This is a genomic window from Pseudonocardia parietis (assembly GCF_017876315.1).
Classification (GTDB): Bacteria; Actinomycetota; Actinomycetes; order Mycobacteriales; family Pseudonocardiaceae; genus Pseudonocardia; species Pseudonocardia parietis.
The window spans coordinates 4,401,612-4,427,197 of the sequence record NZ_JAGINU010000001.1 but is presented as its reverse complement, the minus strand read 5'-3'; the positions used below and the strand labels follow the sequence as shown (position 1 = coordinate 4,427,197).

20 protein-coding genes and 1 pseudogene are annotated in these 25,586 nt (G+C 73.2%); 10 read left to right on the top strand and 11 right to left on the bottom strand.

The features are described from left to right. Positions 1–17 precede the first annotated feature (17 nt). From JOF36_RS20970 to JOF36_RS20960, 3 genes are read left to right on the top strand one after another with little or no spacing between them, the layout of a single operon-like run. On the top strand, positions 18–1,367 hold the full coding sequence (locus tag JOF36_RS20970; protein WP_210029854.1) for a hypothetical protein: 1,350 nt from the start codon (positions 18–20) through the stop codon (positions 1,365–1,367). After that, positions 1,364–2,776 (top strand): acyl-CoA reductase, encoded by a 1,413-nt coding sequence (locus tag JOF36_RS20965; protein WP_210029851.1) that lies wholly within the window; start codon positions 1,364–1,366, stop codon positions 2,774–2,776. Before JOF36_RS20970 ends, JOF36_RS20965 begins: the two co-directional genes overlap by 4 nt. Then, positions 2,773–3,618 carry an LLM class F420-dependent oxidoreductase gene (locus JOF36_RS20960; protein ID WP_210029849.1) on the top strand — a complete coding sequence of 282 codons (846 nt, stop codon included), beginning with the start codon at positions 2,773–2,775 and terminating at the stop codon, positions 3,616–3,618. The genes JOF36_RS20965 and JOF36_RS20960 overlap by 4 nt, the downstream gene beginning before the upstream one ends. A gap of 149 nt (positions 3,619–3,767) precedes the next feature. Here JOF36_RS20960 and JOF36_RS20955 read toward each other — a convergent pair whose 3' ends face one another. After that, entirely contained in the window at positions 3,768–4,706 is a 939-nt protein-coding gene (locus tag JOF36_RS20955) for an NADP-dependent oxidoreductase (protein ID WP_210029846.1), read from the bottom strand. A gap of 196 nt (positions 4,707–4,902) precedes the next feature. Between JOF36_RS20955 and JOF36_RS20950 the strand changes: the two genes are divergently transcribed. The 3 genes from JOF36_RS20950 to JOF36_RS20940 are packed head-to-tail and all read left to right on the top strand — an operon-like array spanning position 4,903 to position 6,583. After that, a complete protein-coding gene (locus JOF36_RS20950; RefSeq protein ID WP_210024894.1) occupies positions 4,903–5,373 on the top strand; it encodes a helix-turn-helix domain-containing protein in 471 nt (156 codons plus the stop codon). Beyond that, positions 5,262–6,044, top strand: a complete 783-nt coding sequence (locus JOF36_RS20945; RefSeq protein ID WP_307862753.1) for an IS630 family transposase — start codon at positions 5,262–5,264, stop codon at positions 6,042–6,044. The genes JOF36_RS20950 and JOF36_RS20945 overlap by 112 nt, the downstream gene beginning before the upstream one ends. Positions 6,045–6,070: 26 nt before the next feature. Then, positions 6,071–6,583, top strand: coding sequence for a MarR family winged helix-turn-helix transcriptional regulator (locus JOF36_RS20940; protein ID WP_210029844.1), 513 nt, complete (start codon positions 6,071–6,073; stop codon positions 6,581–6,583). A gap of 32 nt (positions 6,584–6,615) precedes the next feature. Here the strand turns inward: JOF36_RS20940 and JOF36_RS20935 are convergent, their stop codons facing one another. The 3 genes from JOF36_RS20935 to JOF36_RS20925 are packed head-to-tail and all read right to left on the bottom strand — an operon-like array spanning position 6,616 to position 8,218. Beyond that, a complete protein-coding gene (locus JOF36_RS20935) occupies positions 6,616–7,101 on the bottom strand; it encodes a hypothetical protein (protein WP_210029842.1) in 486 nt (161 codons plus the stop codon). An 11-nt stretch (positions 7,102–7,112) separates the two neighbouring features. After that, positions 7,113–7,754: a hypothetical protein gene (locus JOF36_RS20930; protein ID WP_210029833.1), complete on the bottom strand. Its 642-nt coding sequence runs from the start codon at positions 7,752–7,754 to the stop codon at positions 7,113–7,115. A gap of 32 nt (positions 7,755–7,786) precedes the next feature. Continuing rightward, on the bottom strand, positions 7,787–8,218 hold the full coding sequence (locus tag JOF36_RS20925) for a hypothetical protein (RefSeq protein ID WP_245350923.1): 432 nt from the start codon (positions 8,216–8,218) through the stop codon (positions 7,787–7,789). Between the two features lie 999 nt (positions 8,219–9,217). Here JOF36_RS20925 and JOF36_RS20920 point away from each other — a divergent pair. Then, entirely contained in the window at positions 9,218–10,165 is a 948-nt protein-coding gene (locus JOF36_RS20920) for an FAD-dependent oxidoreductase (RefSeq protein ID WP_210029831.1), read from the top strand. Positions 10,166–10,416: 251 nt separating this feature from the next. Here the strand turns inward: JOF36_RS20920 and JOF36_RS20915 are convergent, their stop codons facing one another. Continuing rightward, positions 10,417–11,049, bottom strand: coding sequence for a cysteine hydrolase family protein (locus JOF36_RS20915; RefSeq protein WP_210029829.1), 633 nt, complete (start codon positions 11,047–11,049; stop codon positions 10,417–10,419). Between the two features lie 124 nt (positions 11,050–11,173). Here JOF36_RS20915 and JOF36_RS20910 point away from each other — a divergent pair, with 124 nt between their 5' ends. After that, on the top strand, positions 11,174–12,124 hold the full coding sequence (locus JOF36_RS20910; RefSeq protein ID WP_210029826.1) for a GlxA family transcriptional regulator: 951 nt from the start codon (positions 11,174–11,176) through the stop codon (positions 12,122–12,124). A gap of 256 nt (positions 12,125–12,380) precedes the next feature. Here JOF36_RS20910 and JOF36_RS20905 read toward each other — a convergent pair whose 3' ends face one another. Further along, positions 12,381–13,427 (bottom strand): class I SAM-dependent methyltransferase, encoded by a 1,047-nt coding sequence (locus JOF36_RS20905; RefSeq protein ID WP_210029811.1) that lies wholly within the window; start codon positions 13,425–13,427, stop codon positions 12,381–12,383. 178 nt (positions 13,428–13,605) lie between these two features. On the opposite strand from JOF36_RS20905, the gene JOF36_RS20900 reads away from it, so the two are divergent. Next, positions 13,606–16,638 (top strand): AfsR/SARP family transcriptional regulator, encoded by a 3,033-nt coding sequence (locus JOF36_RS20900; RefSeq protein ID WP_210029810.1) that lies wholly within the window; start codon positions 13,606–13,608, stop codon positions 16,636–16,638. On the opposite strand, the gene JOF36_RS20895 is transcribed toward JOF36_RS20900, so the two are convergent. The 5 genes and pseudogenes from JOF36_RS20895 to JOF36_RS20875 all read right to left on the bottom strand — a co-directional run bounded on the left by JOF36_RS20895 (position 16,610) and on the right by JOF36_RS20875 (position 22,435). Continuing rightward, on the bottom strand, positions 16,610–17,827 hold the full coding sequence (locus tag JOF36_RS20895; RefSeq protein WP_210029808.1) for a serine hydrolase domain-containing protein: 1,218 nt from the start codon (positions 17,825–17,827) through the stop codon (positions 16,610–16,612). The genes JOF36_RS20900 and JOF36_RS20895 overlap by 29 nt on opposite strands. After that, a complete protein-coding gene (locus JOF36_RS20890; RefSeq protein WP_210029806.1) occupies positions 17,824–18,015 on the bottom strand; it encodes a hypothetical protein in 192 nt (63 codons plus the stop codon). The genes JOF36_RS20895 and JOF36_RS20890 overlap by 4 nt, the downstream gene beginning before the upstream one ends. A 66-nt stretch (positions 18,016–18,081) precedes the next feature. Then, positions 18,082–20,085 carry a helix-turn-helix domain-containing protein gene (locus tag JOF36_RS40990; RefSeq protein WP_210029804.1) on the bottom strand — a complete coding sequence of 668 codons (2,004 nt, stop codon included), beginning with the start codon at positions 20,083–20,085 and terminating at the stop codon, positions 18,082–18,084. A 353-nt stretch (positions 20,086–20,438) separates the two neighbouring features. Continuing rightward, positions 20,439–20,909: pseudogene (locus tag JOF36_RS41425) on the bottom strand (AAA family ATPase); the annotation flags it as partial. 122 nt (positions 20,910–21,031) lie between these two features. Beyond that, entirely contained in the window at positions 21,032–22,435 is a 1,404-nt protein-coding gene (locus tag JOF36_RS20875) for an FAD-binding oxidoreductase (RefSeq protein WP_245350922.1), read from the bottom strand. A gap of 185 nt (positions 22,436–22,620) precedes the next feature. Here JOF36_RS20875 and JOF36_RS20870 point away from each other — a divergent pair, with 185 nt between their 5' ends. Beyond that, positions 22,621–25,575 carry an AfsR/SARP family transcriptional regulator gene (locus tag JOF36_RS20870; RefSeq protein ID WP_210029795.1) on the top strand — a complete coding sequence of 985 codons (2,955 nt, stop codon included), beginning with the start codon at positions 22,621–22,623 and terminating at the stop codon, positions 25,573–25,575. Positions 25,576–25,586 lie beyond the last annotated feature (11 nt).

The window sequence follows — 25,586 nt, the reverse complement described above, 5'->3', positions numbered from 1 at the left end:
CCCCAGGAGGATGCCCCGTGAGTTCAGCCATTGCCGAGCTGACCCGGCTGGTCGATGCGGCCGATCGCTTCGACCTGTCCCACGCCGATCTGCGGGAGACGCAGGTGAAGGCGCTCGACGAGCGGTTCCAGGAACGCAGGGACCGGATCAAGCTGCTGGGGCACCGCGCCCGCGCCGCAGGCACCACCGAGATCCGCGACCGCGAGGACGCGGTGCCCCTGCTCTTCCCGCACAGCGTCTACAAGAGCTATCCCGAGAGCTTCCTGACCGAACAGCGGTGGGACCGGCTCGGCGCGTGGTTGAACACCGTGTCGCCCCATCCGATCAGCCCGATCGAGACGGCGGACATCACCGGTATCGACGACTGGATCGAGCGGTTGCAGGCGCGCGGGCACTACGTGTCCTGCTCCAGCGGGACGACCGGCAAGTCGGCGATGCTGCTCGCCTCGGACCTGGACATGGACTGGTCGCGTACCGACACGGTCAACGTGTTCTCGTGGGGTTCGGGGGTGAAGCCCGAGCAGGACCGGCGGATGATGAGTACCGGGGCCAGCGCCGCGGTCCCGAAGAACATCGTGATCGGCGAGGCGCAGCGGGCGGCGTTCGGCGACCCGGCCAAGGAACCCTTCCGCATGCCGATCCCACCGATCACCGTCGGCACGCTGACCGCGATGGTCGTGCTGCGGAAGAAGATCGCCGACGGCACTGCGGCACCGGAGGAGCTGGCCGAGTTCGAACGTACTTCCCGGGAGCGGCAGGAAGCGCTCGAGAAGGCGATGGTGGTGGGTGCCGCGGCGCTCGTCGAGCACCGCGAGGAGAAGCTCTACATCGCGGGCCTGTGGAACTCGCTGTTCCAGATGGCCGTGCGGGTTCGTGACCTGGGCTACTCGGCCAAGGACTTCCACCCCGACAACTGCATCTACGTCGGCGGCGGTCTCAAGCGCGCGCAGCTGCCGCCGGACTATCAGGAGTTCGTGCACCAGACGTTCAACATCCCGTCGGATCGGGAGTTCCAGAACTACTCGATGCAGGAGCTCAACTCCGGCATGCCCAAGTGCCAGGAGGGCGACCGGTACCACGTGCCGCCGTGGATCGTGCCCGTCATCCTCGACGAGCAGGGCGACACCGCGCTGCCGCACGAGGCCGGCGAGGTCGAGGGACGGGCCGCGTTCTTCGACCTGTCGCTGGACGGACGCTGGGGCGGGATCATCACCGGCGACAAGATCTCGCTCGACCTCGATCCCTGCGCCTGCGGGAAGCGGGGCCCCTCGGTGCGCAACAACATCACCCGTTACGCCGACATCAAGGGCGACGACAAGATCGGTTGCGCCGGCACCGTCGACGCCTACGTGCGGGGCCTGTCGTGACCGCCACCGACGACCGTCCGGACTCGGCCGTCTCCGCACCGTTCTTCCTGCGCGGCGAGCTGGACGACGGCCGGGACATCACGCACCGTTCGCGCGACCTCGGGGTCACGTTCGCGACGCCGCGGATCGACATGAACCGGGCGGTACATCCGCGCACCGAGGTGCCGCCGCTGCTCGACGTCCCGCTGACCGAGATCATCGATTTCCTCGTCGAGACCGGCGAGCGGATCCGCGATCCCCGCAATGCGGTCATGCAGGACTGCATCGATCGCATGTCCACCACCCATGTCCTGCCGCGTGCGGTGCTGCAGGCACAGGTCACTGCCGCTGCCGCCTATCTCGACGAGCGACTGCTGCGCACCGTGGTGGAGCAGAACTTCCCCGATCCCGGTGCGCTCGACGGGTGGGTGCCCAAACAGGACTTCACCGGTCGACGCAGCTTCGTCCGGGCGTTCGCGCCCCGGCTGATCCACGTGCTACCGGGCAACTCACCGGGGGTTGCGGTGAAGTCCATCGCCCAGGGCGCGATGGTCAAGGCGGTCAACCTGTTCAAGATGTCCTCCAGCGACCCGTTCACCACGGTGGCGATCCTGCGGACCATGGCGGAGATCGATCCGGACCATCCGGTCGTGCGGTCGATGTCGGCGGTCTACTGGCGCGGCGGCGACGATGCGGTGGAACGGGCGCTCTACCGCCCGCAGTACTTCGACAAGATCGTGGCCTGGGGCGGCGGCGACGCGATCGACAACGTGGTCAAGTACCTCGGTCCCGGCTTCCAGCTCGTGTCGTTCGATCCCAAGACCTCGATCTCGATGGTCGGCCGGGAGGCCTTGGCCTCCGAGGAGTCGCTCGAGCGGGCGAGCGAACTGGCGGCCAACGACGTCATGATCCTCAACCAGGAGGCCTGCGTCGCCAGCCGGTTCCTCTACGTCGAGGGGGACCAGGACGAGGCGGACCGCTTCTGCGAACGGCTGCACGCGCACATCGTCGAGAAGGCGGCGGCCTCGGGTGACCACCGTCCGCTCGAGCCGGACCTGCGCGACCAGATCGACGTGCTGACGATGCTCGACGACGAGTACCGGGTCTGGGGCCGGACCGACGGAACCGGACTCGTGATCCGTTCGGACGCGCCCGTGGACTTCCATCCGATCAACAAGACCGCGAACGTGGTCCGGGTGGACTCGCTCGACGACGCGATGCGCCACGTCAACGTGGCGACCCAGACGGTCGGTTTCTCCCCGCCCGAGCGGATGGCCGACTACCGCGACCGGCTCGCCAGCGGTGGCGCGCAGCGCATCGTCCGGCTGGGGGAGGCGGGGCCGAGCACGATCGGTAATCCGCACGACGCGATGTACCCGCTGCACCGGTTCGTGCACTGGATGGCACACGAGGACGGGACCAGTTCATGAAAATCGGAGTCACCTCGTTCCTCACCGACTACGGCATCAGCGCGCCGGTCCTCGCCCGCGCGGTGGAGGAGCGCGGCCTCGCGGCGCTGTTCCTCACCGAGCACACCCACATTCCGGTGAGCCGGCTCTCGCCCTGGCCGGGCGGGCGTGAGCTGCCCCGCGAGTACAGCCACACGTTCGATCCGTTCGTGACCCTCGGCGCGATGGCCGCGGTCACCGATCGGATCGTGCTGGGCACGGCGGTCACGCTGGTGAACCAGCACCACCCGATCAACCTGGCCAAGCAGGTGGCGAGCGTCGAGCGGCTCGCGCCCGAGCGGATCGAGCTGGGCGTGGGGCCGGGCTGGAACGCCGAGGAGATGGCGCACCACGGGGTCGACCCGCGCCGGCGCACCGCACAGATGCTCGAGCGGATCGAGGCGGTGCGCCGGATCTGGACCCAGGACGAGGCCGAGTACCACGGTGAGTTCGTGGACTTCGACCCCATCTGGTCCTGGCCGAAACCGACGAGCGCTCCGCCCGTGCTGATCGGGGGCGGTGGCCCGACCGTGCTCGACCGGGTCCTGTCGCACGGCGACGGCTGGATGCCGATGGGGGTCTCGCCGAAGAAGCTCGACCCCCTCGCCGAGCGGATCACCGAGCTCCGCCGTCGCGCGGACGACGCCGGCCGAGGCCATCTGCCGGTGACCCTCTTCGGCGCCGTGCCGAAGCCGGAGGCGCTGGAGGCGTACGCGAAGGCGGGCATCGACCGGGTGCTCGTCGTCCTCACCGCACACGACGGTCCGACCGCGGAGGCCGCCACCCTCGCCGAGCTCGACACCCTCGCGGCACTCGTCGGGTAGCCGCGAGGGAGCCGCTCCTACGCCCGCGGATGGCGTCCGGCATCCAGCTCGGCGAGGAGGAACGTCCGTGATCGCCCGTTGTGGAGCGTCGCGAACGCTGAGCGCACGTCGCACTCCACAGCCGGTGATCACCCGGTGCAGCCGGCGGATCAGGCGGGGGTCAGGACGGTCTTGCCGCGCAGCCGTCCTGCCTCGGCCTCGGCGTGGACCGCGGCGAGCTCGGCGAGCGGACGACGGTCGGCGACGTGGGCCCGCAACTCCCCGCGATCGACACGGGCGACCAGCTCGCCGAGCTGCGCGGCGTCGCTGCGCACGAACACCCGTGCCGTGCGCACCCCACGCCCGGGGGCCTCGGGCGGTGGAGTCGTGGTGCTGATCAACGCGCCGCCATCGCTCACGAGACCGACCAGACCGGCGGTCTGCTCCGGTGTCGTGGTCACCAGGTTGAGCACGACATCGAACGGCCGGCCATCGGCCGTGACCGGCGAACTCGCGTGGTCGAGATGATCGATGATCCGGTCGACGCCGTAGCCGCGCAGACGGTCCGCGCTCCGCGCGCTCGCCGTCGCGGTGACGACGGCGCCCGCCCGGGAGGCGAGCTGCACGGCGAACCCACCGACCGCGCCGCCGCCCCCGTTGACCAGGACGCTCTGTCCGGGCTTCAGCTCCGCGAGCTCGAACAACGACTGCCAGGCCGTCAACCCGCCGACCGGCAGCGCCGCCGCATCGACCAGGTCGATCGTCCGCGGCGCCGCGGCGAGAGCCTCGGCGGGCGCGAGCACGTACTCCGCCGCCGCACCATCGGCGTTCATCGGCAGGAACGCCACGACCGGGTCCCCGACGCTCCAGCCCTCGACCCCGTCGCCGAGCCCGGCGACCGTGCCCGCGACGTCGATACCCGGCACGTGCGGGAACGCGACCGGGAACACGCCCTGCAGATAGCCGGCGCGGATCGCGACATCGACGGGATTGAACGAGGTGGCGGCCACCTTCACCGACACCTGCCCCGCACCGGGACGCGGTCGCCCGGTCTCCTCCCGGATCAGCACGTCGCTGTCGCCGTAACCGTGGTAACGCACAACCTTCATGACATCCTCCATTGCTTCGAACTCGTAGCAATATCGACACTAGTCTGCTTCGAGATCAAAGCAATGGGAGTGCCCTGTGAGGCCCACCACAATGCTTCGAGATCAAAGCAACTAGTAGCGTGTCGCCGCTAAAACTATCGCTATCTGGTGTATGAGCCTCTCATCATGTTGCTCGTGTTGAGAGGATGCCCAGACGATGGCTCGTCCGAAGGTGTTCACGATCGGCCTGTCGGCTGCTGATCGCGAGTTCCTGTCCAAGCTGACCGTGACCGGCACGCATCCGGCGCGGATGATCATCCGTGCTCGGGTACTGCTGGAGCTGGACGAGAACGTCGGCCCGGTGGACGCTCGGTCGATGGTCGCGGATCGGGTCGGGGTCTCCCAAAACACGGTCCGGTCGATCGCGAAACGGTTCGACGAGACCGACGGCGACGTGCTGGCCACGATCGGCCGCAAGCCGCGTGAGACACCGCCGGTAGCGCCGATCGTGACCGGCGAGGTCGAGGCCCGGTTGATCGCACTGGCCTGCTCGAGCCCACCGCAGGGCTATACACGCTGGTCGCTGCGCTTGCTCGAGCGTCAGGTCGCCCTGGTCGCCGACCTGCCCGATCTGGATCACTCCACCATCGGCCGAGTGTTAAAAAAACGAAACTGCGTCCTCATCTGAAGAAGTGCTGGACGATCCCACCGCACGCCAGCGCCGAGTTCGCCGCTCGGATGGAAGACGTCCTGGCTGTCTACGCCCGCCCCTATGACCCCCGCCGACCGGTGGTGTGCATGGACGAGAAGCCCTACCAGCTGCTAGGGCAGGTCCGCGAGCCGATCCCCGCCGAGCCCGGTCACGACCGCAAAGAGGACAGCGAGTACGTCCGCAACGGCACCTGCTCGATCTTCGTCTGGGCCGAACCCCTACGCGGCTGGCGCCGCGTCGACGCTCAACCACGCCGAACCAAGATCGACTGGGCCCGTCAGGTGCAGCACCTGCTCACCCACGACTACCCCGACGCCGACACCGTCGTGCTGGTCATGGACAACCTCAACACCCACGGAGTCGGCTCTCTCTACGAAGCGTTCGAACCCTCCACGGCCTTTGCCTTGGCACAACGACTGGAGATCCACCACACGCCCCGCCACGGCTCCTGGCTCAACATCGCCGAGATCGAACTTTCAGCTCTCACCCGCCAGTGCCTCGACCGGCGCATCACCGACATCGACACCCTCAACACCGAACTCGCCGCCTGGCAAGACGCCACCAACACCGACCACCGTCAGGTCAACTGGCAATTCACCACCACCGACGCCCGCATCAAGCTCCGCCACCTCTACCCCAACAATTAGATGCGACGGTCTACTAGGATGCAGAGATGGTCGAAGGGCTCAGACCCGAGCAGCTCCGGACGTACTTCGCGCTCATGGAGTCCGTCAGCCTGCTCCACCACGCCGTGGAACAGCAGCTACAAGAGGAAGGCGGCCTGCGCTACGTGCAGTTCCAGCTGCTCGCCCGGCTGACCGACGCCGGGGGCCCCCTGACGATGACCGAACTCGCCGACGGGGTCGTCTACAGCCGCAGCGGCCTGACCCACCAGGCTGGACTGCTGGCGAAGGCCGGGCTCGTGACGCGCGGGCCCAGCCCCGACGACCAGCGCGCCACGCTCGTCACCATCACCGACACCGGTTCCGCCCTGGTCGCCAGGGTCATGCCCGGCCACGTCGACGTCGCCCGCGACCTGTTGTTCGCCCCGCTGTCCGAGCAGGACCTGCATGCACTGGACGACATCATCGGCCGCGTCCGCGACCACATGCGCGCCCGGCCACCGCGTTCCGCCGCCCCTCGCAAACGCCGCACCGCACAGCCGACGGCCGGTACGGACGAGTAGGCGGGGATTCGGGAAGGTCGGCGCGCCGGGTGTCAGGTGGCCGGGTCGTCGCGGTCGCCGGATCTCAGCACGGCGGCGCGTCGTGCTGCGATCTCGCGGGCCACGTCCGCTCGCAGGAACCGGCCGGCGACCTCGCCGGGTGGCGGCGTGACCGCCGATTCCGGCAGGCCTGCCCCGCGGGGCGCAGGAAGCTGCAGCGGATCGTCTCCTGTGCGGGGAACGGGCAGGGTGGACAGTGCGGGCCCGGCCGGCGCCGGCTGTGGCGGGTCCAGCTCGGCGACCGGCTCGCCCTGCTCCTGGCCGACGCGCACCGAGAGCCCCTGCCCCGGGTCGACCAGCAGTCGCAGCTCCGCCCCCTCGAAGCGCCGGACGACCCCGAGCAGGGCGCGGGTCGCCGCGGCCACGACCTCCCACTGGGCATCGGGCCGCCCTCGCGCCCACCACTGCTCCCGCAGCTGATCGACCGCCTCCTCGACCTCGCGCAGTCGCGCGAGCTCCGCCCGGCGTCGATCCGGCAACCGCCCGGTCCTCATGTGCGCCTGGACGATGCCGGGCCGGAGGGCGCGGCGTCCTGCGTCACCGGGGGCTCGGCCCACCACGGATCCATGTACGGGCGCGGGCGTGGGATCCGCACGGTGGCCTCCACATCGGACAGCTCTGCAGTGCCCTGTGCGGCCACACGGTGGTGAGGAGCCCGATGCCGAGCGGTGTGCCCGAGCGTGGGTTGTTCGTGGTGCAGGTTCAGCGCCGGAGCCGCCGCGAGCCGGCGCCCGATCCGGTCGGCGATCTTCCAGCTCCCCTCGACGAGGACCACGACCAGCACCGGCTCCTGCCGCTGGTCGACCGCGTGGCTCACGACCATGTGGCCGGCCCGCCCGGTCTCGACCAGTACCCGGCGCGGGTGCTCGACGACTGCTGGGGGCTCGGGTGCTTCGATGAGCTGCGGGGAGATCCGCATCAGGTCGAGTGCCACCGCGCCGAGGAGTTCCAGGTCGACCGCGATCGGGCCGTCGTAGAACCCGTCGATCAGCATCCCGCTCGACGGGTCGACCAGCGCCCCGGCTCGGAGTCCGATCTGTCGCCGCCACCATCGCGGGGCGAACAGGGTACTCAACAGGCGCGCCGACGCCCCGAACACCTCCCGGTCGCTTCCGGCTGGTCGTGCTGCCATCTCGTCCCTCCAGACCCGGTTCACGCCGGGGGTCAGTGCTGACGGATCGGCTCCGGCCCCGCGATGCCCGGGGTGGAGGCCGGTCCGGGTGCGCCGACGTAGAACTGGTCGGCGACCGCACGCAGGTCGCGGCGGGCCATCGCCAGGTTCGCCTGGGCCCGGTTGAGTGCCAGGTAGAAGAACAGCTGCTCCTCCCCGCGGGACGAGATCGGCCGGATCACGTGGTACTGGGTGTCCAACGTGATCAGGATGTCCTCGACCGAGTCGCGGATCCCCAGCTTCGCCATCACGTCGAGCTTGGCGCGCATGACCTCCGAGTTACCCGGCGCGGCCACATCGAGATCGAACTCGGGGCTCCCGCCCCGGGATCCGAGCGTCATGCCGCTCTCGTAGTCGACCAGGGCGACCGCGAACGCCCCCTTGATCGCCGACGCTGAGTTGAGAGCCCAATCGATGTTGCTCATGGCACTTCCTTCGAGCAGCCGTCACCCGGCCGGCGAGCGGCCGAACGACGAGAACGATGTACGGGGAGCGGAGCCGATCAGGACACGCCCCTTGGGTGTGCGCCGCGACTCCGATTTCGACACTATATCCCAAACCTCTTGGGATATAGGACCGAACGGCGTAATCACCTCTGCTCGCCGCCTTCAGAGGGAACTCTTTCCGGCACCGCATTCCCGGCGCTCACGCATCCCGAACACGGCGTCGCGGGAAACCCTGGCGTCACGGGAAACTCCACTTGCGACGGACGACGAGCGATCACCCGGCGCCGCGAGTGGCGTCCTGGGAGCCGACGGTTGGACGGGGAGCGCAGCCGCGGCTCGTCGCTCCACTGTGGCTGCTCGACACCCTCACCACGGTCACAGCAGCCGACGATCAGGTGCCGACGAGGTCCGGAGGCGATCCTGGCGGACCTCACCGCCACGCGGAGCACGACGGCTTCGGTGGACGGCGAGGGCCGGATGCGCTCAGGGCGGGATCGGCCGTAGCACCTGCGGAGTACCGCGGGCTTTACCAGAAGCCCTCGACGGGCCAAGGTTCGTTGCGGGGTGGGGCGCCGAGCCGCAGCGGTGGGCGGCGTGGCGAGCCGATCGGTCAGGCCGAGTGAGGGGGGCGTCATGCCCAAGTCCGTGACCGCCACGTTGAGCCGCTGCATCGGCACCGGCGAGCCCCCTGCCCGGCGTGGTAACCGCCTCGTCTGCCCGCGGTGTGGTCGCGGCCCGACCTCGATCGGCCTGCCGGCCGTCGCCCGTGACGGCCTCGTCGTCCCGCCGCACTCGCCCCATCCGGCGAGCCGCTGACGCCGCTGACGCCGCTGACGCCGCGGCAGGATCTGGGTGCCCCGCCGATGCTGCGGCCTCGATCGGAAACGTCCACGACGCAGCCGGTCGTCGGCAGCCACACTCCCGGCGTGACCACGAGGTGGCCGGTCGCGGCCGCCGTGATGTGAAGGAGGACTGATCGTGGGGGGTCGGCAGTACGACGCCGTCGTCGTCGGAGCCGGTGTCATCGGGCTGACGGTCGGGGTGTGCCTGGCCGAACAGGGGCTGCGGGTGCAGGTGTACGCGCGTGACCTGCCGGCCTCGACCACATCGGCGGTCGCCTCGGCGATGGTCGAGCCGAGCTTCTCGCCGGGCGCGGTGGGGGAGTGGGAGCGCGCCGGCATCACGACGTTCACCGAGCTGGCCGGCATCGACGGAACCGGGGGGACTGTGCGCCGCGGCCGCCTCGCGGCACGGAACACGTCCGAGCCGCTGCCCGGGCTCGACATGTGCCCGCCCGAGGAACGGCCCGAGGGCTTCACCATGGCTGCCCGGGCCACGCTGCCGATCGTCGACATGGGCGTCTACCTCGACCACCTCGGTCGTCGCCTCACCGACGCGGGTGGACGCCTCGAACAGCGTGTGGTGACCACCCTCGACGAGGTGGCGGGCGAGGCGCCGCTGCTGGCGAACTGCACCGGACTCGGCGCTCGCGAGCTCGTCGGCGACCCGACGGTCCGTCCCGTGCGGGGCCAGCAGGTCGTCGTGACGAATCCGGGGGTCGACGAGTTCTTCCTGTCCTCGCCCTACGAGCCGGAGTGGACGGCCTACTGGCCCTACCCCGGGCGCGTGATCCTCGGTGGCAGCCAGGGCATGGACGACGAGAACACCGAGCCCGATCCCGAGCTCGCCGAGGCGATCCTGAGCCGCTGCCGCGCGGTGGAACCGCGTCTGCGCGATGCCCAGGTCATCGGGCACCAGGTGGGTCTGCGCCCCTCGCGGCCGTCGGTGCGCCTGGAGGTCGAACGGATCGGCGACTCCCGCTGCGTGCACGACTACGGGCACGGCGGGGCCGGCGTCACGCTGTCCTGGGGCACGGCACGCGAGGCCGCGGCGCTGCTCCTGGCCGGTTCCCGCACGGCCGTATAACCGACGTCGTCGGGACAGGACCAGCGGTCCTGCCCCGACGAGAACGCGGAGACTGCTACCGGACGGCGCGCCCGTACATGCGGTCGTGGCACTGGTTGATGTCGCGCACGAGACGACGCACGCGGGTGATGAGCACGGTCATGCTCAGTTCCCTTCTCGGAGACGGTGTCGTGTTCACGGTCCCGTTGCTGGAACTGCGCTTGACAGGGAAATACCCGCCAGTCCTGGCACGCACACGTTCGATCGGCGAATCAGGAGTGCGCGGCGAGCCCCTGCACCGCGGAGGTTCCGAGGTCGCCCTTGGACACGGGGTCCCCGGCGCCGAGCGCCGTGCGCCACGCGTCGGTGGTCGTGGTGGCGGCGTAGTTGGAGTGCAGCAGCGTCATCAGCGCCTCGTGGAGCTGCTGCGCCGACACCGTCCCCGCCTCGTTGGACAGGTGGATGGCGCCGCTCGCGTCACGGAGGACCTCCACGGTGAAACCGAGGGGCTCGGCCGCCGCCGCACTGCCCAGGATGCAGTTGTTGGTCATGTAGCCGACCAGGGTCACGGTGTCGACGTCGTTCTGACGCAGCCAGTCGGTCAGGTCGTTCCCGGCGAACACGCTGGCGACGTTCTTGGTGACCTGCTTCCAGTCCGCCCCTCGCCGGCTCTCGACCTCCGGGTGGAGCCGTGCGCCCTCGGACCCGGCCGCGAACACCGGTGCGCCCTCGGGGTACTCGTGGCGAACCACCACGATCGGAACCCCCTGCGAGGCTGCGGTGTCGATGGCGTCGACGATGCGGGCGAGCGACTCGTCGCGAGGCGGGTAGTGGATGGCCAGCGGGCCCTCGAAGTACTCCTGCTGGACATCGATGACGATCAACGCACGACGCGGACTGCTCAACGGAACTCCCTCTCGATGACGGACGACGTTCGAGGCGTGCGGCCCCGACGACCCCCATCGTCACCGGCCACGTCGCGGTACCGTGAGTGGCGCAGACGCACACAGTCGATGAGATCAGGCCAACTTGCGGATCGCGATCCATGCCTTCGACGGCATCACGATGTTCCACCTCGGCACCCCGCTGCTCGTCTTCGGCGAGGTCGCGCGTCAGGGACTCGCCGACGACTGGAGCACCGTCGTCTGGAGCGACACCGGAGGTCCCGTCCGCACCACGGAGGGCCTCCTGATCGACGACGTCAGCGGCCCGGAGGCGGCCGGCGACGCCGATCTGGTCATCCTGCCGTCCTGGCCCAGCACGTTCCCGCGCCCGTCCGACGACCTCACCGGCGTGATCCGGGCGGCCCACGGCCACGGTGCGACGATCGCCGGTCTGTGCCTCGGCGCCTTCCCCATGGCGCACAGCGGCATCCTCGACGGGCGGGAAGCCGTCACCCACTGGGCGGGCACCGCGCAGCTCACCACCGACTGTCGCGAGGTGACCGTGCGGCCCGCCGCGTTGTACATCGACCACGGCGACGTCCTCACCTCCGCCGGCACCGCCTCGGCGCTGGACGCCTGCCTGCACATCGTGCGCACCCGCCTCGGCGCAGCGGCCGCGACCACCGTCGCCCGCCATCTCGTCATCGCCCCGCACCGCGAGGGCGACCAGGCCCAGTACATCGAACGCCCGCTGCCCGCGAGCGACGGCACCGGACCGATCGCGGAGACCATGGCGTGGGCCCTGGAGCACCTCGACCAGCGACTGTCCGTCGGAGCACTGGCCGCACGCGCGCAGATGAGCACCCGCAACTTCACCCGGCGCTTCCGCGAGACGGCCGGCACCAGCCCCGCCGAATGGGTCCTCGCCCGCCGGCTCGACGAGTCGCGCAGGATGCTCGAGACCACGAGCTGGAGCGTGAGCCGGATCGCCGCCGTCTGCGGGTTCGCCAGCCCCGTGACGTTCCGGCAGAACTTCGCCCTCGCCTACGCCACCACACCGACGTCCTACCGCAGGCGCTTCACCGCGCCGGACTGACCGACCGGCGTCGCCGGACCCGGGGCGGACGGGATCGGGGACGCGGTGTGTGCGCAGCTCCAGGCGCAACGCCGGTGTTCCCAGTAGCAGTGCGACGTGTGCCGGTGGGTGGCTGCGGGGTCGAGCGGGGAGACGGCGGGTGCGCGCGCCGTGCTGGTGGCCGTGTTCATGGGATGTCCCTCCGGTATCCGGGATGGGCCGTCGCCGGCGGCGAACCGGCGACGGCCGGGTGCAGTCGCGACCGTCGCCGGCGGCGTTACGGCCGGATCTCGTAGACGAGGTTGAAGGCGCTCTGTGCGACCCGGCGGAACCGGGTGAAGCCGGCCTCGGTCGTCACCTGCCTGATCGCCGCCTCACCGGCCTGGGCCCCGAGCGCGTACCCGCCGGGCTGCGACATCCCGTTCGGCACGCACAGGAACGTCGAGCCGGCGTAGTAGAGCCTGCCGACCGGGTTGAAGTTCTCCTCGACGACGTCGGAGGCGTTCGGCTCGACCAGCAGCCAGGTGCCGTCCGGGGCCAGCGCCTCCCGTACCCGGCGCGCGGCGCCGACCGGGTCACCCATGTCGTGCAGGCAGTCGAACATCGCCACCAGGTCGTAGCCGGTGCCGGTGAACGTCTGCGCGGTGGCCGTCTCGAACGCGACCCGCTCACCCACGCCGGCGTCGGCGGCCTTCTTGCGCGCCAGCTCGATCGACTCGCCGTGGTAGTCCGAGCCGACGACGGTGGTGCGGGGATAGGCCTGCGCGAGCAGCACGGACGAGGAGCCGAGGCCGCAGCCCACGTCGGCCACCCGCCCGCCCGCGGTCAGCTTCGTCTCGACGTCGTCCAGCGCCGGGATCCAGTTCGGGACCAGCTCGGCGACGTAGCCGGGCCGGTAGAACGCGTCGCAGCCGGCGAAGACGTCGTCGTGGTGCTCGTGCCAGCCGACACCACCGCCGGTGCGGAACGCCTCGGTGATCTGCGGTTCGGCCCGCAGGTAGCCCAGCCCCAGGACGAACACGGCCGGCACGTTCGGCCCGTTCGGGTCGGCCAGGCAGAACGCCTGCTCCTCGGTCAGCGAGAACTCGCCGGTCGCCGGGTCGTAGGTGACGTACCCGCCGGCGGCCTGCCCGCGCAGCCACTCGGTGAGATAGCGGGGATGGCAGCCGGTGCGCTCGGCGAACCGCTCGGGCGTGGCGGGCCCCTGGGCGAGTGACCGGTACAGCCCGAGGCGGTACCCGACCACCACCGAGCCGGCGGCGCCGGTCGCGCCCATGTCCGTGACGACCTGCCCGAGGAACTCCGTCACCGTGTCGTGGTCCATCTCGGTTCTCCCTCTCGCCTGCGCACCGGCGGATTCCGGGCTGCACGACGAGCGTCGGCGGGCACGCTGTCGCGTTGCTGTCCCGATGCCGGCCGGTCCTTGCAGCCCGCTGACAGCGCCGCGGCCGGCAGTCCCGCGAGGGCTCCCGGCCGGGGCCCGGCGGTGCGACGATGGGGTGGTGGACGGGCCGCCGGTTCGGGTGCAGGTGCTCGGGCCGCTGCGACTGGTCGTCGAGGGCTCGGTGGTCGAGGTGCGGGGCCCGATGCGCCGCGCGGTGCTCGCGTTGCTGGCCCTCGGCGAGGGCCGGACCGTGACCGTCGAGCACCTGATCGGCGCGCTCTGGCCGTCCGAGACGGCGGAGTCGGGACGAGCCGCCCTGCACACCCACGTGTCCCGGCTGCGCGGGCACCTCGGGACCGGCGCGGCCCGGCTGCAGACCCGGCAGGACGGCTACCGCCTGCAACTCGGCACCGACGAGCTGGACCTGGCCCGGGCGCGGGAGCTGCTGTCCTCGGCGCGCGGCACCGCCACGGCGGATCCGGCCACCGCGTTCGCCCGGCTGCAGCAGGCCCGCGCGCTGTGGCGCGGCCCGATCCTGGCCGATCTCACCGACGTCGAACCCGTCGCCCTCGCCGTGCAGGACTGCACGCGACTGCACCGCGAGGTGAGCGACGCGCTGGTCGGCGCCGCGGTCGATGCCGGGAAGGCCGAGGAGGTCGTGGGGCTCGCCGTCGCCGGGCTCGCCGACGACCCGCTGCGCGAGCCCGCGGTGCTGCTGCTGATGCGCGCGCTGGCCGCGACCGGGTCCGCCGCGCAGGCTCTGCGCACCGGGCGCGAGTACCGTGCCCGGCTGGCCGACGAGGCCGGGCTGGACCCGTCGCCCGCGCTCGGTGACCTCGAACGCGACATCGCAGGCGGTGCGGCCGGCCCGCCGCAGGCCACCCGGCGAGAGGTGCGCACAGCACCGGCGACGCGTCTGCTCGGCCGTGACGCGGAGGTCGCGGCCGTGCACCGGCTGCTCGCCGCGGAACGGCTGGTCACACTCGTCGGCCCGGGCGGGGTGGGCAAGACGCGGGTCGCGCTGGAGCTCGCCCGCCGGTCGACGCCGCCCGCCCCGGTGCTGCTGCTCGCCTCCGTCACCGCCCCGGACGCCGTCCCGCACGCGCTGGCCGACGCGGTCCGGCTGAGCGTCGTGCAGGGCGACGTGCTGGCCGCGTGCCTGGCCGTGCTCGGCGACCGGCCGGCCCTGTTGGTGATCGACAACTGCGAGCACCTGCTCGACGCGGTCCGTGACGTCGTCGATGCGTTGCTGGTCGCGTGCCCCGACCTCACGGTGCTGGCGACCAGCCTGGAACCGCTCGGTCTGGCCGCCGAGTACACCTCGCGGCTGGCGCCACTCGCGCTGCCGGACCGGCATCGCGACGGGCCGGAGCCCGGCGCGGTCACGCAGGTGCCGTCCGTGGCGGTGTTCCTCGACCGCGCGGCGCGGGTGCGCCCCGGCGTTCCGGTCACGCCGGCCGAGCTGGGGCTGGTGGCCGACATCGTGCGACGCCTGGACGGGATGCCGCTGGCCCTCGAGCTCGCCGCCGGGCGACTGTCCACGTTCTCCCTCGCCGACCTGCACGAGCGGCTCGACCGTTCGCTCGACCTGCTCGGCGGCCGCCCCGGCACCGACGTCCGGCACCGCACCCTGCGCGCGACCCTCGACTGGTCCTACCGGCTGCTCACCGCCGACGAGCAGCGCCTGTTCCGGCACATGGCGGTCTTCGTCGACGGCGTCGATCTCGCCACGGCCGAGCGGCTGGCCGCCGAGCTGGGTCCGGACTCCGACCCGGGAAGCCTGCTGGCCCGCCTGGTCGACACCTCCATGATCGACGCGACGTTCGGCGGTGACACCCGCTACCGCATGCTGGAGACACTGCGCGCGTTCGGTCTCGACCGGCTCGCCGCGCAGGGCGAGCAGGACGCGGCGCAGCGCCGGCTCGTGCGATGGGCCGTCGAGCTGACGGCCTGGATCGACGCCGCCGTGGTCACCGACCGCGAGCCGGACGCCGACGTCGCGCTCCGGCGCGAGCTCGCGAACCTGCGGGCCGCCTGGCGCCTGGTCCGGGAGCGGGAGCTCCTCGACGAGGCGGTGGCGATCGTGGCGGCACTGTTCGACGCCGTGTTCAACCGGGACCTGGTCGAGCTCTGGGGCTGGGCCGGGGAGATCGCCGGTGATCCGGGGCTGGCCGGTCACCCGCGCGCCACGGCCGTCCTCGGCACGGCCGCGTACGCCGCCTACGCCGGCGGCGATCCCGCCGGAGCCGAGCGCCTCGCCCGTGCCGGGTTGCAGCGCGACGACGGCAGCGGGGGGTCGTCGTACTGCCGGCACGCGCTGGCGGTGGCCCTGCTCGCCCGCGGTGCCTTCGGCGACGTCGTCGAGCACTGCCTCATCGGTGCCGCGGGCGGCGACTCACGCCACGGTTTCCTCGGCCTGGCGGCACTGGCCACCGCCTATGCCGGCGATCCCGGCAAGGCCCGGGAGCTCAACGACGCCTGGCTCGCCGCCGCGCGGTCACCCTCGGCACGGGCCTGGGCGGCCTACTACGCCGCGGAGATCGAGAACGCGGCGGGCCGCGGCGAACCGGCCGAGCAGTGGTACGTGCGGGCCGTCACGCTCGGCCGCTCCGCGGGGGCGACCTTCGTCGTCGGCGTCGCCGCCGTGGGTCTGAACTCGATGCGCGCCGTCGCCGGCCGGACCGGCGAGGCGCTGGCCGGCTACCGCGAGGTGATCGACTACTTCGCGGGCACCGGGAACTGGACCCACCAGTGGACGACCCTGCGCAATCTCGCCACGCTGCTGCGCCGGCTCGGCGACGACGAGCCGGCCGACCTGCTGGAGGCCGCGGCCGACGCGGCCCCGGACGCTCCCGCCGTCGCCCCGGCCGCTCCTATCGTCGGCTCGGACGCTCCCGCAGCCGCCCCGGACGCTCCCGCCGTCGCCCCGGCCGTCGACACCGGGCCGGCGCGTTCGGATCCGGCTGCACCGGCGCCGGGCCGGGCCCGCGCGCTCGAGGCGGCGCGGGGCGCGATCGAGCGGAACCTGACCCGGCTCCGACCGGTGCCCGGCAGCGTTTCCGGCGGCGTTTCCGGCGGTGTTCCCGGCGGTGTTCCCGACCGTTCCCCGGAGGCGGGGACGGTCAGCCCGCCCCGGCCAGCTCGGCGATGATGGTCTTGGCCATCTCGACCGCCGGCGGACGGCCGTCGGGCGACGGCGCGAGCGACGCCCACACCACGATCGAGGTCCCGGACTGCGGGTCGTAGCCGACGAAGGTGTTGAACCCGGGCAGCTCGCCGGTGTGCCCGTAGTAGGGCCCGAACCGCGCGAGCGCGAGGCCGTAGGCCGCGGACGCCGGGTCGGCGGGATCGGTCGGCTGGACGCTGTCGAGCCGGGTCTGCTGCATCGCCGGGCTGAGCAGTCCCTCGCCGGCCAGCGCCCGGACGTAGGCGGTGAGGTCGTCGGCCGTCGAGATACCGGCGCCCGCGCTCCAGGCCCAGGACGGGTTGGCCAGGGTCACGTCGATCGGTGCGAGCGTGCCGGCGCGGGCCGCGGCCTGCTTCTCCGGCGACAGCACGTTGGTGTCGATCGTCTCGACGTTGGTGCCGTAGGTGTAGCCCTGGGGATGCGGCTCCGGCAGGGCGCCGGACGTCGTGGGGAACGACGAGCCCGTCATGCCCAGCGGGGTGAGGACGCGTCGCTCGATCTCGGTCTCCAGCGAGCTGCCGGTGATCTGTTCGACGATCCGGCCGAGCAGCACGGTGTTGGTGTTGGAGTAGAAGAAGCCCTGGCCGGGCGGGAACTCCACCGGCTGGGCCAGGCCGATCCTGATCAGTTCCTCGGGGTCGAAGACCGCCCCCGGGTCGGCGTCCATCCGCTGGCTCAGATCCGGCGAGGTCGTGTAGTTGCCCAGGCCGCTGCGCATCGAGAGCATCTGCCGGATCGTGATGTTCCGGCCGTTCGGTACGTCGGGCCGGTACGTGGCGACGGGGTCGTCGAGCCGGATCCGGCCCTCGTCGACGAGCTGCAGGACGACGGTGCCGGTCCAGGTCTTGGTGACGCTGCCGATGCGGACGTGGTCGGCGATCTGCACCGGGTCGGTGCCGCGGTAGGCGCGGGTGCCGATCGTGGTCGTCCAGTCGCCGAGTTCGGGCGAGCGAACGTCGACGGCGGCGCCGGTCACCAGCATCTCGCTGACCTGCTGTTCCAGCTCCGGCTGCAGGGCCGCGCCGTAGGCGGGCACCTCGCCGACCGTGGCGGAGGCCTGACCCCCGCAGGCCGCCGTCGCCAGCAGGACGCCCGCCGCGGCCAGCGCGGACAGTGCGCGCTGCGGGCGACGGGAACGAGGAGGCGTACTCATGGGCCGGTCCTTCCGTCGGGCGGGGAGGGAGTGGATCCGGGCGGCGAGGCCCCCAGCAGGTCGTCGATCACGGCGACGAGACCCATCCAGCCGGCGAACTCCCGGGTGCCGCCGCGCTCGTCGTACGCGCGCCCCACCGGGGACTCACCGTCGAGCCGGATCTCGAGATGGATCGCCCTGCTGTCCACGCCGGTCAGCGTGGGCGCCCGGACCTCCGGGAGGACCCGGGAACACCCCAGACCCGACCCGGGACTTCAGGCGGTGGCGAGCGCGCCGGCCAGCTCCCGCCGCGACGAGATGGCGAGCTTGCGGTAGGCGTTGCTCAGGTGCAGCTCGACGGTCTTGGGGGTGACGAAGAGCGCTTGGGCGATGTCGCGGTTCGTCGCGCCGTGCACGGCGAGCCCGACCACCCGGCGCTCGCTCGCCGTGAGCGATGCGGGGCCGGTCGAGGCCGTCGCCCGCGCCCGTCCACCGGCCGCGTACAGCTCGGTACGTGCGTGGTCGACCAGGCCGGGTGCCGAGCACGCCTCGGCCAGCTCGACCGCCCGGCGCAACGGCTCGCGGGCCTCGCGCACCCGCCCGCTGTGCCGCAGCGCCGCACCGAGCGCGGCCAGCGCCTTCACGTGCTCGAGCCGGGCGGGCGTGCCCGCGGTGATCTCGGCGGCCGTGCGCAGCTGGTCCGGGTCGCGGCGCAGCGTCCCGAGGATCCGCAGCGTGCGGGCCACGGTGCCGGGCGCGCCCCAGGCCCGGGCGAGGTCCAGCTCGTCGGCGAGCAGGGCCAGCGCCTCGTCGTGGCGGCCGAGACCGTGCAGCGCCACGGCCCGGGGCGAGCGCCACGGCGTGTCGACGGGATGGCGCAGGAAGCCGAACCTGCGCGCCGCATCGTCGGCCACCGGCAGCGCCTGCGCGAGCCGGCCCTCGGCGACGAGCAGCTCCAACCGGTGGTGAGACCAGTAGCGGGCGGCCTCCGAGGCGTCGCCGGGATCGTGCGCCAGCTCCAGCGCCCGGCGCGCACCCGGGAGGTCGCCCCGCTCGCGCAGCACCGCGGACAGGAACGCCGCGCCGTGCACCTGCGCGCCCACGTCGCCGAAGCCCCACTGGACGAACTCGTCGAGTCCGGTCCGGATCGACCGCTCCGCGTCGGCCAGCTCGCCGAAACGCAGCAGCGCGAACCCGCGCCAGAGACTCACCGCGGCCTTGGTGAACAGCGACCCGCAACGGTGTGCGTCGGCCTGCGCCGCGTCCATGGCGGCCGGCGCCGCTTCGCTGTCCGCGAGAACCAGCGTGACCAGGGCGGTCATCCCGAGCAGCTCGAAGTCCGCGGCGAGCAGCGCGCCGCCGTCGAGCGCCTGGCGGGCCAGCTCCGCGCAGACCTCGCTCGACCCTCCCGCGTACGCCCACTCCTGCGCGGCGACCGCGGCGAGCATCTTCGCGCCGAGGCCGTCGGGGACGGGCAGGACCCGGTGCGGTTCGAGACGGCGCAGCGTGTCCGGGTCGCCACCGCCGAAGAACACGGCCATCAACTCGAACGCCGACAGCCGGGCCCGCAGGTCCTCGTGTCCGGGCGGCAGCTCGGCCGCGGCGCGGCGCGCGAGGTCGGCGGCCGCGGCGGGGTCACCGGTGAAGAGCAACCCCCGCCCGAGCAGCTGGGCGACGCCTGCCCGGGCGCCGGGATCGGCGAGCGCCGCGGACGCCTCGAGGAGGTGCTGCACGGCGTCGGGCCCGCGGGTGAGCAGCTCGGCGCGGCCGAGCTGCAGCAGCACCTCGGTGCGCAGTGCCGCGGGCGGCGGCTCGGCGAGCGCGCGCCGCAGGTGCTCGACCGCCGCGTCGGCGGCACCCGTGCGGGCGGCCACCCCGGCGGCCGCGAGCGCGGTCTCGACGACCCACGGCTCCCCGCGCGGGGGCACGGCGAGCAGGTGGGCGGCGATCCGCTCGGGCGGTGCCGAGCGGTCGGCCAGCAGGCGGGCGGCCCGCCGGTGGGCCTGCGCCCGCTCGACCGGGCTGACGTCGTGGTGGACGGCGTCGCGCACGAGCGGATGGACGAACCCGACCAGCGGCTCGTCGCGCAGGATCTCGGCCCGCACGAGCGCGTCCGCGGCGGCGGCGCGCTGCTCGTCGTCGATGCCGGCGAGGTCGGCCACGAGGTCGAGCGCGGCGCCGTCGCCCAGCACCGCCGCGGCGCGCGCCATCCGCACCGCCTCGATGGGCAGCCGCGCGAGGCGGACCAGCACCGAGCGCGCGGCGGAGCGGGGACCCACGTTCGCGACGAGCCCGAGGTGGGCGGCGTCCGGGCGGGCGCCCTCGGCGGCGAGGGCCCGGGCGAGCTCTGCAGCAACAGCGGGTTTCCGCCGGTGGCGGTGTGACAGGCGGTCGTGAAAGCCGGGTCGGCGGCCCCGTCTGCACCGCCGCCGAGACGGCCGGCGAGGAGCTCGGCCGCCGCGCGCTCACTGAGCGGCCGCGGCCGTACCGAGACGGTGCCGGCGTCGCCGGTGAGCTCGCCGAGCACGGCGGCGTCCACCGTGCGGTCCGCCGGCCGCAGAGTGGCGGCGAGGAGCACGGGCAGCCCGTCGAGGCGGCGCGCGAGGTAGGCGAGGAACCGCAGCGACGCGCCGTCGCACCAGTGCAGGTCGTCCACGACGATCGCGAGCGGACCGTCCGCGGCGAGGTCGACGGTCAGCCAGTACAGGCCGTGCAGCGACGCGAACGACGGCTCGGGCGCCACCGTGTCGCCGCCGAGTTCGACGACGGTGGCGAAGACGTCGCGGGCCGCGGCCGCCGCGCCGGTGAGGGCACGCCCACCGCCCGCGTCGCGCAGGGCCGGCTCGAACAGCTGCCGGACCACTCCGAACGGGAACGCCTGCTCGAGCGCGCCGCCCCGGGCCGCGAGGACGCGCAGGCCGGCCGCCGCGGCACGGCGGCGCACCTCCACCAGCAGCCCGGTCTTGCCGATGCCGGCCGGGCCCTCCAGGAGCACGACGACCCCCTCGCCGCCGGCGACCCGGCGGACCGCCGCGTCCAGGGAGGTGATCTCGTCCTCGCGCTCGAGCAACGGCCCCGCCGCCCCGCCCCACGCGTCACTCACCCGATCGAGTGTCGACCCTCCGGGGCGGCCCGTCGAGGGCGTCGGGTGGGGCGACGGGATGCCGTTGCTCGACGACCGGGCACCCGCTGCCCCGAACCCGCGTCCGGGCGGCCGGGGGCCCCTCAGGGACACCCGGCAGCCTCGACCAGGATGCGGTCCGGGTCGTAGATCCGCTGGATCTCCGTGAGGCGCGCCGCGTGCCGGCCGTAGGTGGCGGCCCGGTCGATGTCCTCGCCGAGACCGGCGAAGTTGACGTACACCCCGCCCGTGGCGAACGGGCGCAGCGCCGCCCAGCCGGACCGGGCCCAACCGATCGCCGTGCCGTCCAGTGCGGGGTCCGACCAGCCCGCGTCGAAGCTCACGTTGAAGCGGGCCCGGCGGTGGGCGAACGCGCTGTCCCCGGCCCCGACCCGGGCCACCGCACCGCCCAGCGTGCGGATGATGATCAGCGACTCCGGGTTCGGGCGGTCCGCGTCGGCCGCGACCAGCGCGGCCGCCACCGCATCGTCGACGTCGTCCAGGAAGTGCGACGTGAAGTAGTACCGGCCGCCGGCGGGGAACAGCGCGTCCAGCCCACTCTGGCTGGCCGTGTAGTCGACGATGCCGGTGGCGTCCAGCAGCGGGGTTCCGAGCCGGGCCATCGGAGCCAGCACGTCGAGGCCCTCCTGCGCGTCGCCGGCGTACAGGCCCGCGACCAGCACCACCGGCGTGCCGTGCATCTCGGCCGGGATCTCCGGGTCCGGCGGGACGCTCCACAGGGCGAACTCGGGGGAGACGGTGTCCGGCAGCCGGTCGACCAGCGTCCGCCAGGCGGCCAGCACCGAACGCGCCTCCTCGTAGGGGTAGAGCACCAGCGCGTTCGCGACCTGCGGGCCCAGCGGGTACAGGTCGAACTCGAACTCGGTGACCACACCCAGGCCACGGCCCCCGCCGCGGACCGCCCAGAACAGGTCCGGGTGGTGCTGGGTGCTCGCCCTGCGCACCGTCCCGTCCGCAGTGACGATCTCCACCGAGCGCAGGCTGTCGCAGCTCAGGCCGAACGCGCGCTGCAGCGCACCCAGGCCGCCGCCGAGGGTCAGGCCGGCGACGCCGGTCTCGGAGACCTCACCGCCCGGGGTGACCAGGCCGTACCGCTGCGTCGCGCGGTTCAGCTCGGCCCACCGCGCCCCGGCTCCGACCCGCGCCGTGCGGGTGTGCGCATCGACGTGGATCCCCGTCATGGTCGAGAGGTCGAGGACCAGGCCGTCGTCGCACACCGCGCTGCCGGCGACCTGGTGGCCGCCCCCGCGGATGCTCACGGCCGGCCGGTGTGCCCGGGCCACCTCGACCGCGGCGACGACGTCGGCGGTGTCCGCGCAGCGCGCGACCGCGCCCGGGTAGCGGTCGATCATCCCGTTCCACACCCGGCGGGCCTCGTCGTAGCGGGCGTCCGACCGGTCGATCACGTCGCCGGTCATCGTCGCCCGCAGGGCCTGCACCCACGTCCGTTCGCGGATGTCCGCGGCCGTGGTCTGCGTCGTGGTCATAGCGTCGGTCCCCTCGCTGGTCTCATCTCCGGCCCGTGCCGGTCCGGTGACGAGGCTCCGGCCCCGGTCTTGCACCTCGCTTGAAAAGGCCTGGCACGCGTCCGGCGGGCGGTCGCGCGGACCTTGCGCGCCGGCTGCGCCGGAGCATGCTCGTGCGGGGAGCTGCGAGACGGCCGAGGTGGGCGATGGGCGGATCCGGAGACACACCGGCCGCGGTCCGGGTGGACGTGCTCGGGCCGCTGCGGGTGACGGTGGACGGCGCGGCGGTCGAAGTGCGCGGGCCGAAGCGGCGCGCGCTGCTGGCGCTGCTCGCGCTCGCCGAGGGGCGCGTGGTGACCGTCGAGCAGATGCTCGACGCGCTGTGGCCGTCCGGTCCGCCGGCGACCGCCCGGTCCACCGTGCACAGCCACGTGTCCCGGCTGCGGGTGCAGCTCGGGGCCGGGGCGGCCCGGCTGGCGACGGGCGCGAACGGGTACCGCCTGGCGCTCGACGCCGGGGACCTGGATCTCGCGCAGGCACGGTCGTTGCTGGCGGTGGCCCGCGGGAGCGCGCGCAGCGACCCGGTCGCGGCCGTCGCGTCGCTGCGCGCGCTGGACGCCCTGTGGCGGGGGCCGTCGCTCGCCGACCTGGTCGACACGCCCCCGCTGAGCGCAGCGGCGCTCGCCGCGGAACAGCTGCGCCGGGAGGCGACCGACCTGCTCGTCGGCTGCCTGGTCGAGGTGGGTGGCGCGCAGGAGGCGCTCGGGCCGGCCGGGGAGGCCGCCTCCCGGGAACCCTTGCGCGAACCCGCGGTCCTGCTGCTCATGCGGGCCCAGGCCGCGACCGGCCAGGCACCACTGGCCCTGCAGACCGGGCGGCAGTACCGGCGCCGGCTCGCCGACGAAGCCGGGCTCGACCCGTCACCGGATCTCCGAAACCTCGAACGGGACATCGCCGCGGGGTCGGTCGCAGCCCCGCGCCCGCAGCGTGTGACGAGCGGGGAGGGACCGCCCGCCCGGACGTCCCCCACGTCGTCGTCCCCCACGTCGTCGGCCGGTCCGGCGCGACGGAACGGCGGGCTGCTCGGACGGGACCGGGAGGCGCTCGTCCTGACCCGGCTGCTCGGCAGCGAGCGGCTGGTCACGGTGGCCGGGCCGGGCGGGGTGGGCAAGACCCACCTGGCCCGCGAGATCGTCCGAGGCGACCGACCCACCGTCACGCTGCTGCTGGCTCCGGTCACCGACCCCGGGGCCGTCCCGTACGCGCTGGCCTCCGCGCTGGACCTGCAGGCCCCGACGGGCGGGGTGCTCGCCGCCTGCGTCACCGTGCTGTCCGCGGGCCCGCGGCTGCTGGTGGTGGACAACTGCGAGCATCTGCTCGACGCCGCGCGGGACGTCATCGGCGCGGTGCTCGAGAGCTGCCCGGAGATCACCGTGCTGGCCACCAGCCGGGAGCCGCTCGGCCTGCCGCTGGAGGCCGTCGTGCGCCTGGCTCCGCTGCCGCTGCCGGCCCCTGGGCACGGCGCCCCGGACGAGCTGTCGCGGGTCGCCTCGGTCGCGGTCTTCCTGGAGCGCGCCGGGCGGGTGCGTCCGGATTTCGAGCCGGGCCCGCAGGACCTCGTCCGGGTGGCCGAGATCGTGCGCCGCCTCGACGGGATCCCGCTGGCCATCGAGCTCGCGGCGGGACGGCTGAGCACGTTCTCGCTGCGCGACCTGGCTGATCGCCTCGACCGGTCGCTGGACCTGCTCGGGGGCGGCCGGCTGCATGCCCGGCATCGCACCCTGCGGGCAACCGTGGCCTGGTCCTACGAGCTGCTCAGCGGCGACGAGCAGCGCTTGTTCCGGCACCTGGCCGTGTTCGCCGACGGGGTCGACCTGGCCACCGCGGAGGGTGCGGCCCTCGATCTCGGGCTGGGCGGCGACCCGGGCGGGCTCCTCGCGCGGCTGGTGGACGCCTCGATGGTGCAGGCCTCGACGGGGCACGATCCGGACGCCGTGGACCCGCCCGGGACGGTCTCCGTCGGCGCCCGGCGTTACCGGATGCTCGACACCCTGCGCGCGTTCGGGCGCGACCGGCTGGCCGACGCCGGTGAGCGCGAGGCCGCCGAGGCGGGGCTCGTTCAATGGGCGGTGCGGCTCGCCGCCCGGATCGACGCCACCGCCGTGACCGAGCGCGAGCCGGAGGCCGACGCGACACTGCGCCGCGAGCTGGGCAACCTGCGAGCCGCCTGGCGCCTGGCCCGGCAGCAGGGTGCCCTCGACGACGCCGTCGCGATCGTCGTGAGTCTGTCCGAGGTCTCGGTGTGGCGCGAGCTCACCGAGATCCGCACGTGGTCCGACGAGCTGGTCGACGACCCCGCGCTGTCCGGGCACCCGTGTGCGGCAGCGGTACTCGGCGTGGCCGCCCAGGACGCGTACATGCGTGGCGACCACACCCGCGCCGACCGGTTGGCCCGGTCCGGTCTCGACCGGGCCGTCGACGACCAGGGGCGTTGGTACTGCCTGAATGCGCTGGCCGCGGCCGACCTCAGCCGCGGGGCCGCCGACGACGCCGTCGCCCACGATCTCGCCGCGGCCGAGCTGGCGTTCCGCCCGGGCACCCCGCCCGGGATCGGGGCGCTGGCCGCGCTCTATGCCGGCGACGTCTCGCGGGCGCGCAGGCTGGTGCTCCGGATGGTCGCGGGAAGCGTCGCCCCCACCATCCGTGCGTTCGGCGCCTACATCGACGCCGAGATCGACAACGCCACGGGCGCTCTGGGCGATGCGGAGCAGGGGTACCTGCGGGCGATGGCGACGGCCCGCGCGTCGGGGGCGACGTTCGTGGTCGGGATCGCCACGGTGGGCCTGGTGACGGTCCGGGCTCGTGCCGGACGGGTGCCGGACGCGTTGCGTGGCTACCGCGAGGCCGTCGAGCACTGGGCCCGCGACGGCAACTGGACCCAGCAGTGGGTCACCCTGCGCAACCTCGCCGAGCTCCTGCGCACCCTCGGCGATGACGGCCCGGCCGTCACCCTGGACGCCGCCGCCGACCGGGCGCCGGATGCGCCGGGCGGTGACCGGCCCGCCACACCCGGACCGGCCGTCGGCCGCGAACAGGCCCTCGACGTCGCACGGGCCGCGATCGACCGGCACCTGGGCCGGGCATCCCGTCCGGCCCCCTGACAACGCCGCGA

What these genes read in the sequence shown, in the direction of transcription:
- JOF36_RS20950 (WP_210024894.1), top strand. Translation starts at nt 4,903, where the DNA reads ATGGCTCGTCCGAAGGTGTTCACGATCGGCCTGTCGGCTGCTGATCGC.
- JOF36_RS20930 (WP_210029833.1), bottom strand. Translation starts at nt 7,754, where the DNA reads ATGGCAGCACGACCAGCCGGAAGCGACCGGGAGGTGTTCGGGGCGTCG.
- JOF36_RS20870 (WP_210029795.1), top strand. Translation starts at nt 22,621, where the DNA reads ATGGGCGGATCCGGAGACACACCGGCCGCGGTCCGGGTGGACGTGCTC.
- JOF36_RS20940 (WP_210029844.1), top strand. Translation starts at nt 6,071, where the DNA reads ATGGTCGAAGGGCTCAGACCCGAGCAGCTCCGGACGTACTTCGCGCTC.
- JOF36_RS20960 (WP_210029849.1), top strand. Translation starts at nt 2,773, where the DNA reads ATGAAAATCGGAGTCACCTCGTTCCTCACCGACTACGGCATCAGCGCG.
- JOF36_RS20895 (WP_210029808.1), bottom strand. Translation starts at nt 17,827, where the DNA reads ATGAGTACGCCTCCTCGTTCCCGTCGCCCGCAGCGCGCACTGTCCGCG.
- JOF36_RS20875 (WP_245350922.1), bottom strand. Translation starts at nt 22,435, where the DNA reads ATGACCACGACGCAGACCACGGCCGCGGACATCCGCGAACGGACGTGG.
- JOF36_RS20955 (WP_210029846.1), bottom strand. Translation starts at nt 4,706, where the DNA reads ATGAAGGTTGTGCGTTACCACGGTTACGGCGACAGCGACGTGCTGATC.
- JOF36_RS20905 (WP_210029811.1), bottom strand. Translation starts at nt 13,427, where the DNA reads ATGGACCACGACACGGTGACGGAGTTCCTCGGGCAGGTCGTCACGGAC.
- JOF36_RS20925 (WP_245350923.1), bottom strand. Translation starts at nt 8,218, where the DNA reads ATGAGCAACATCGATTGGGCTCTCAACTCAGCGTCGGCGATCAAGGGG.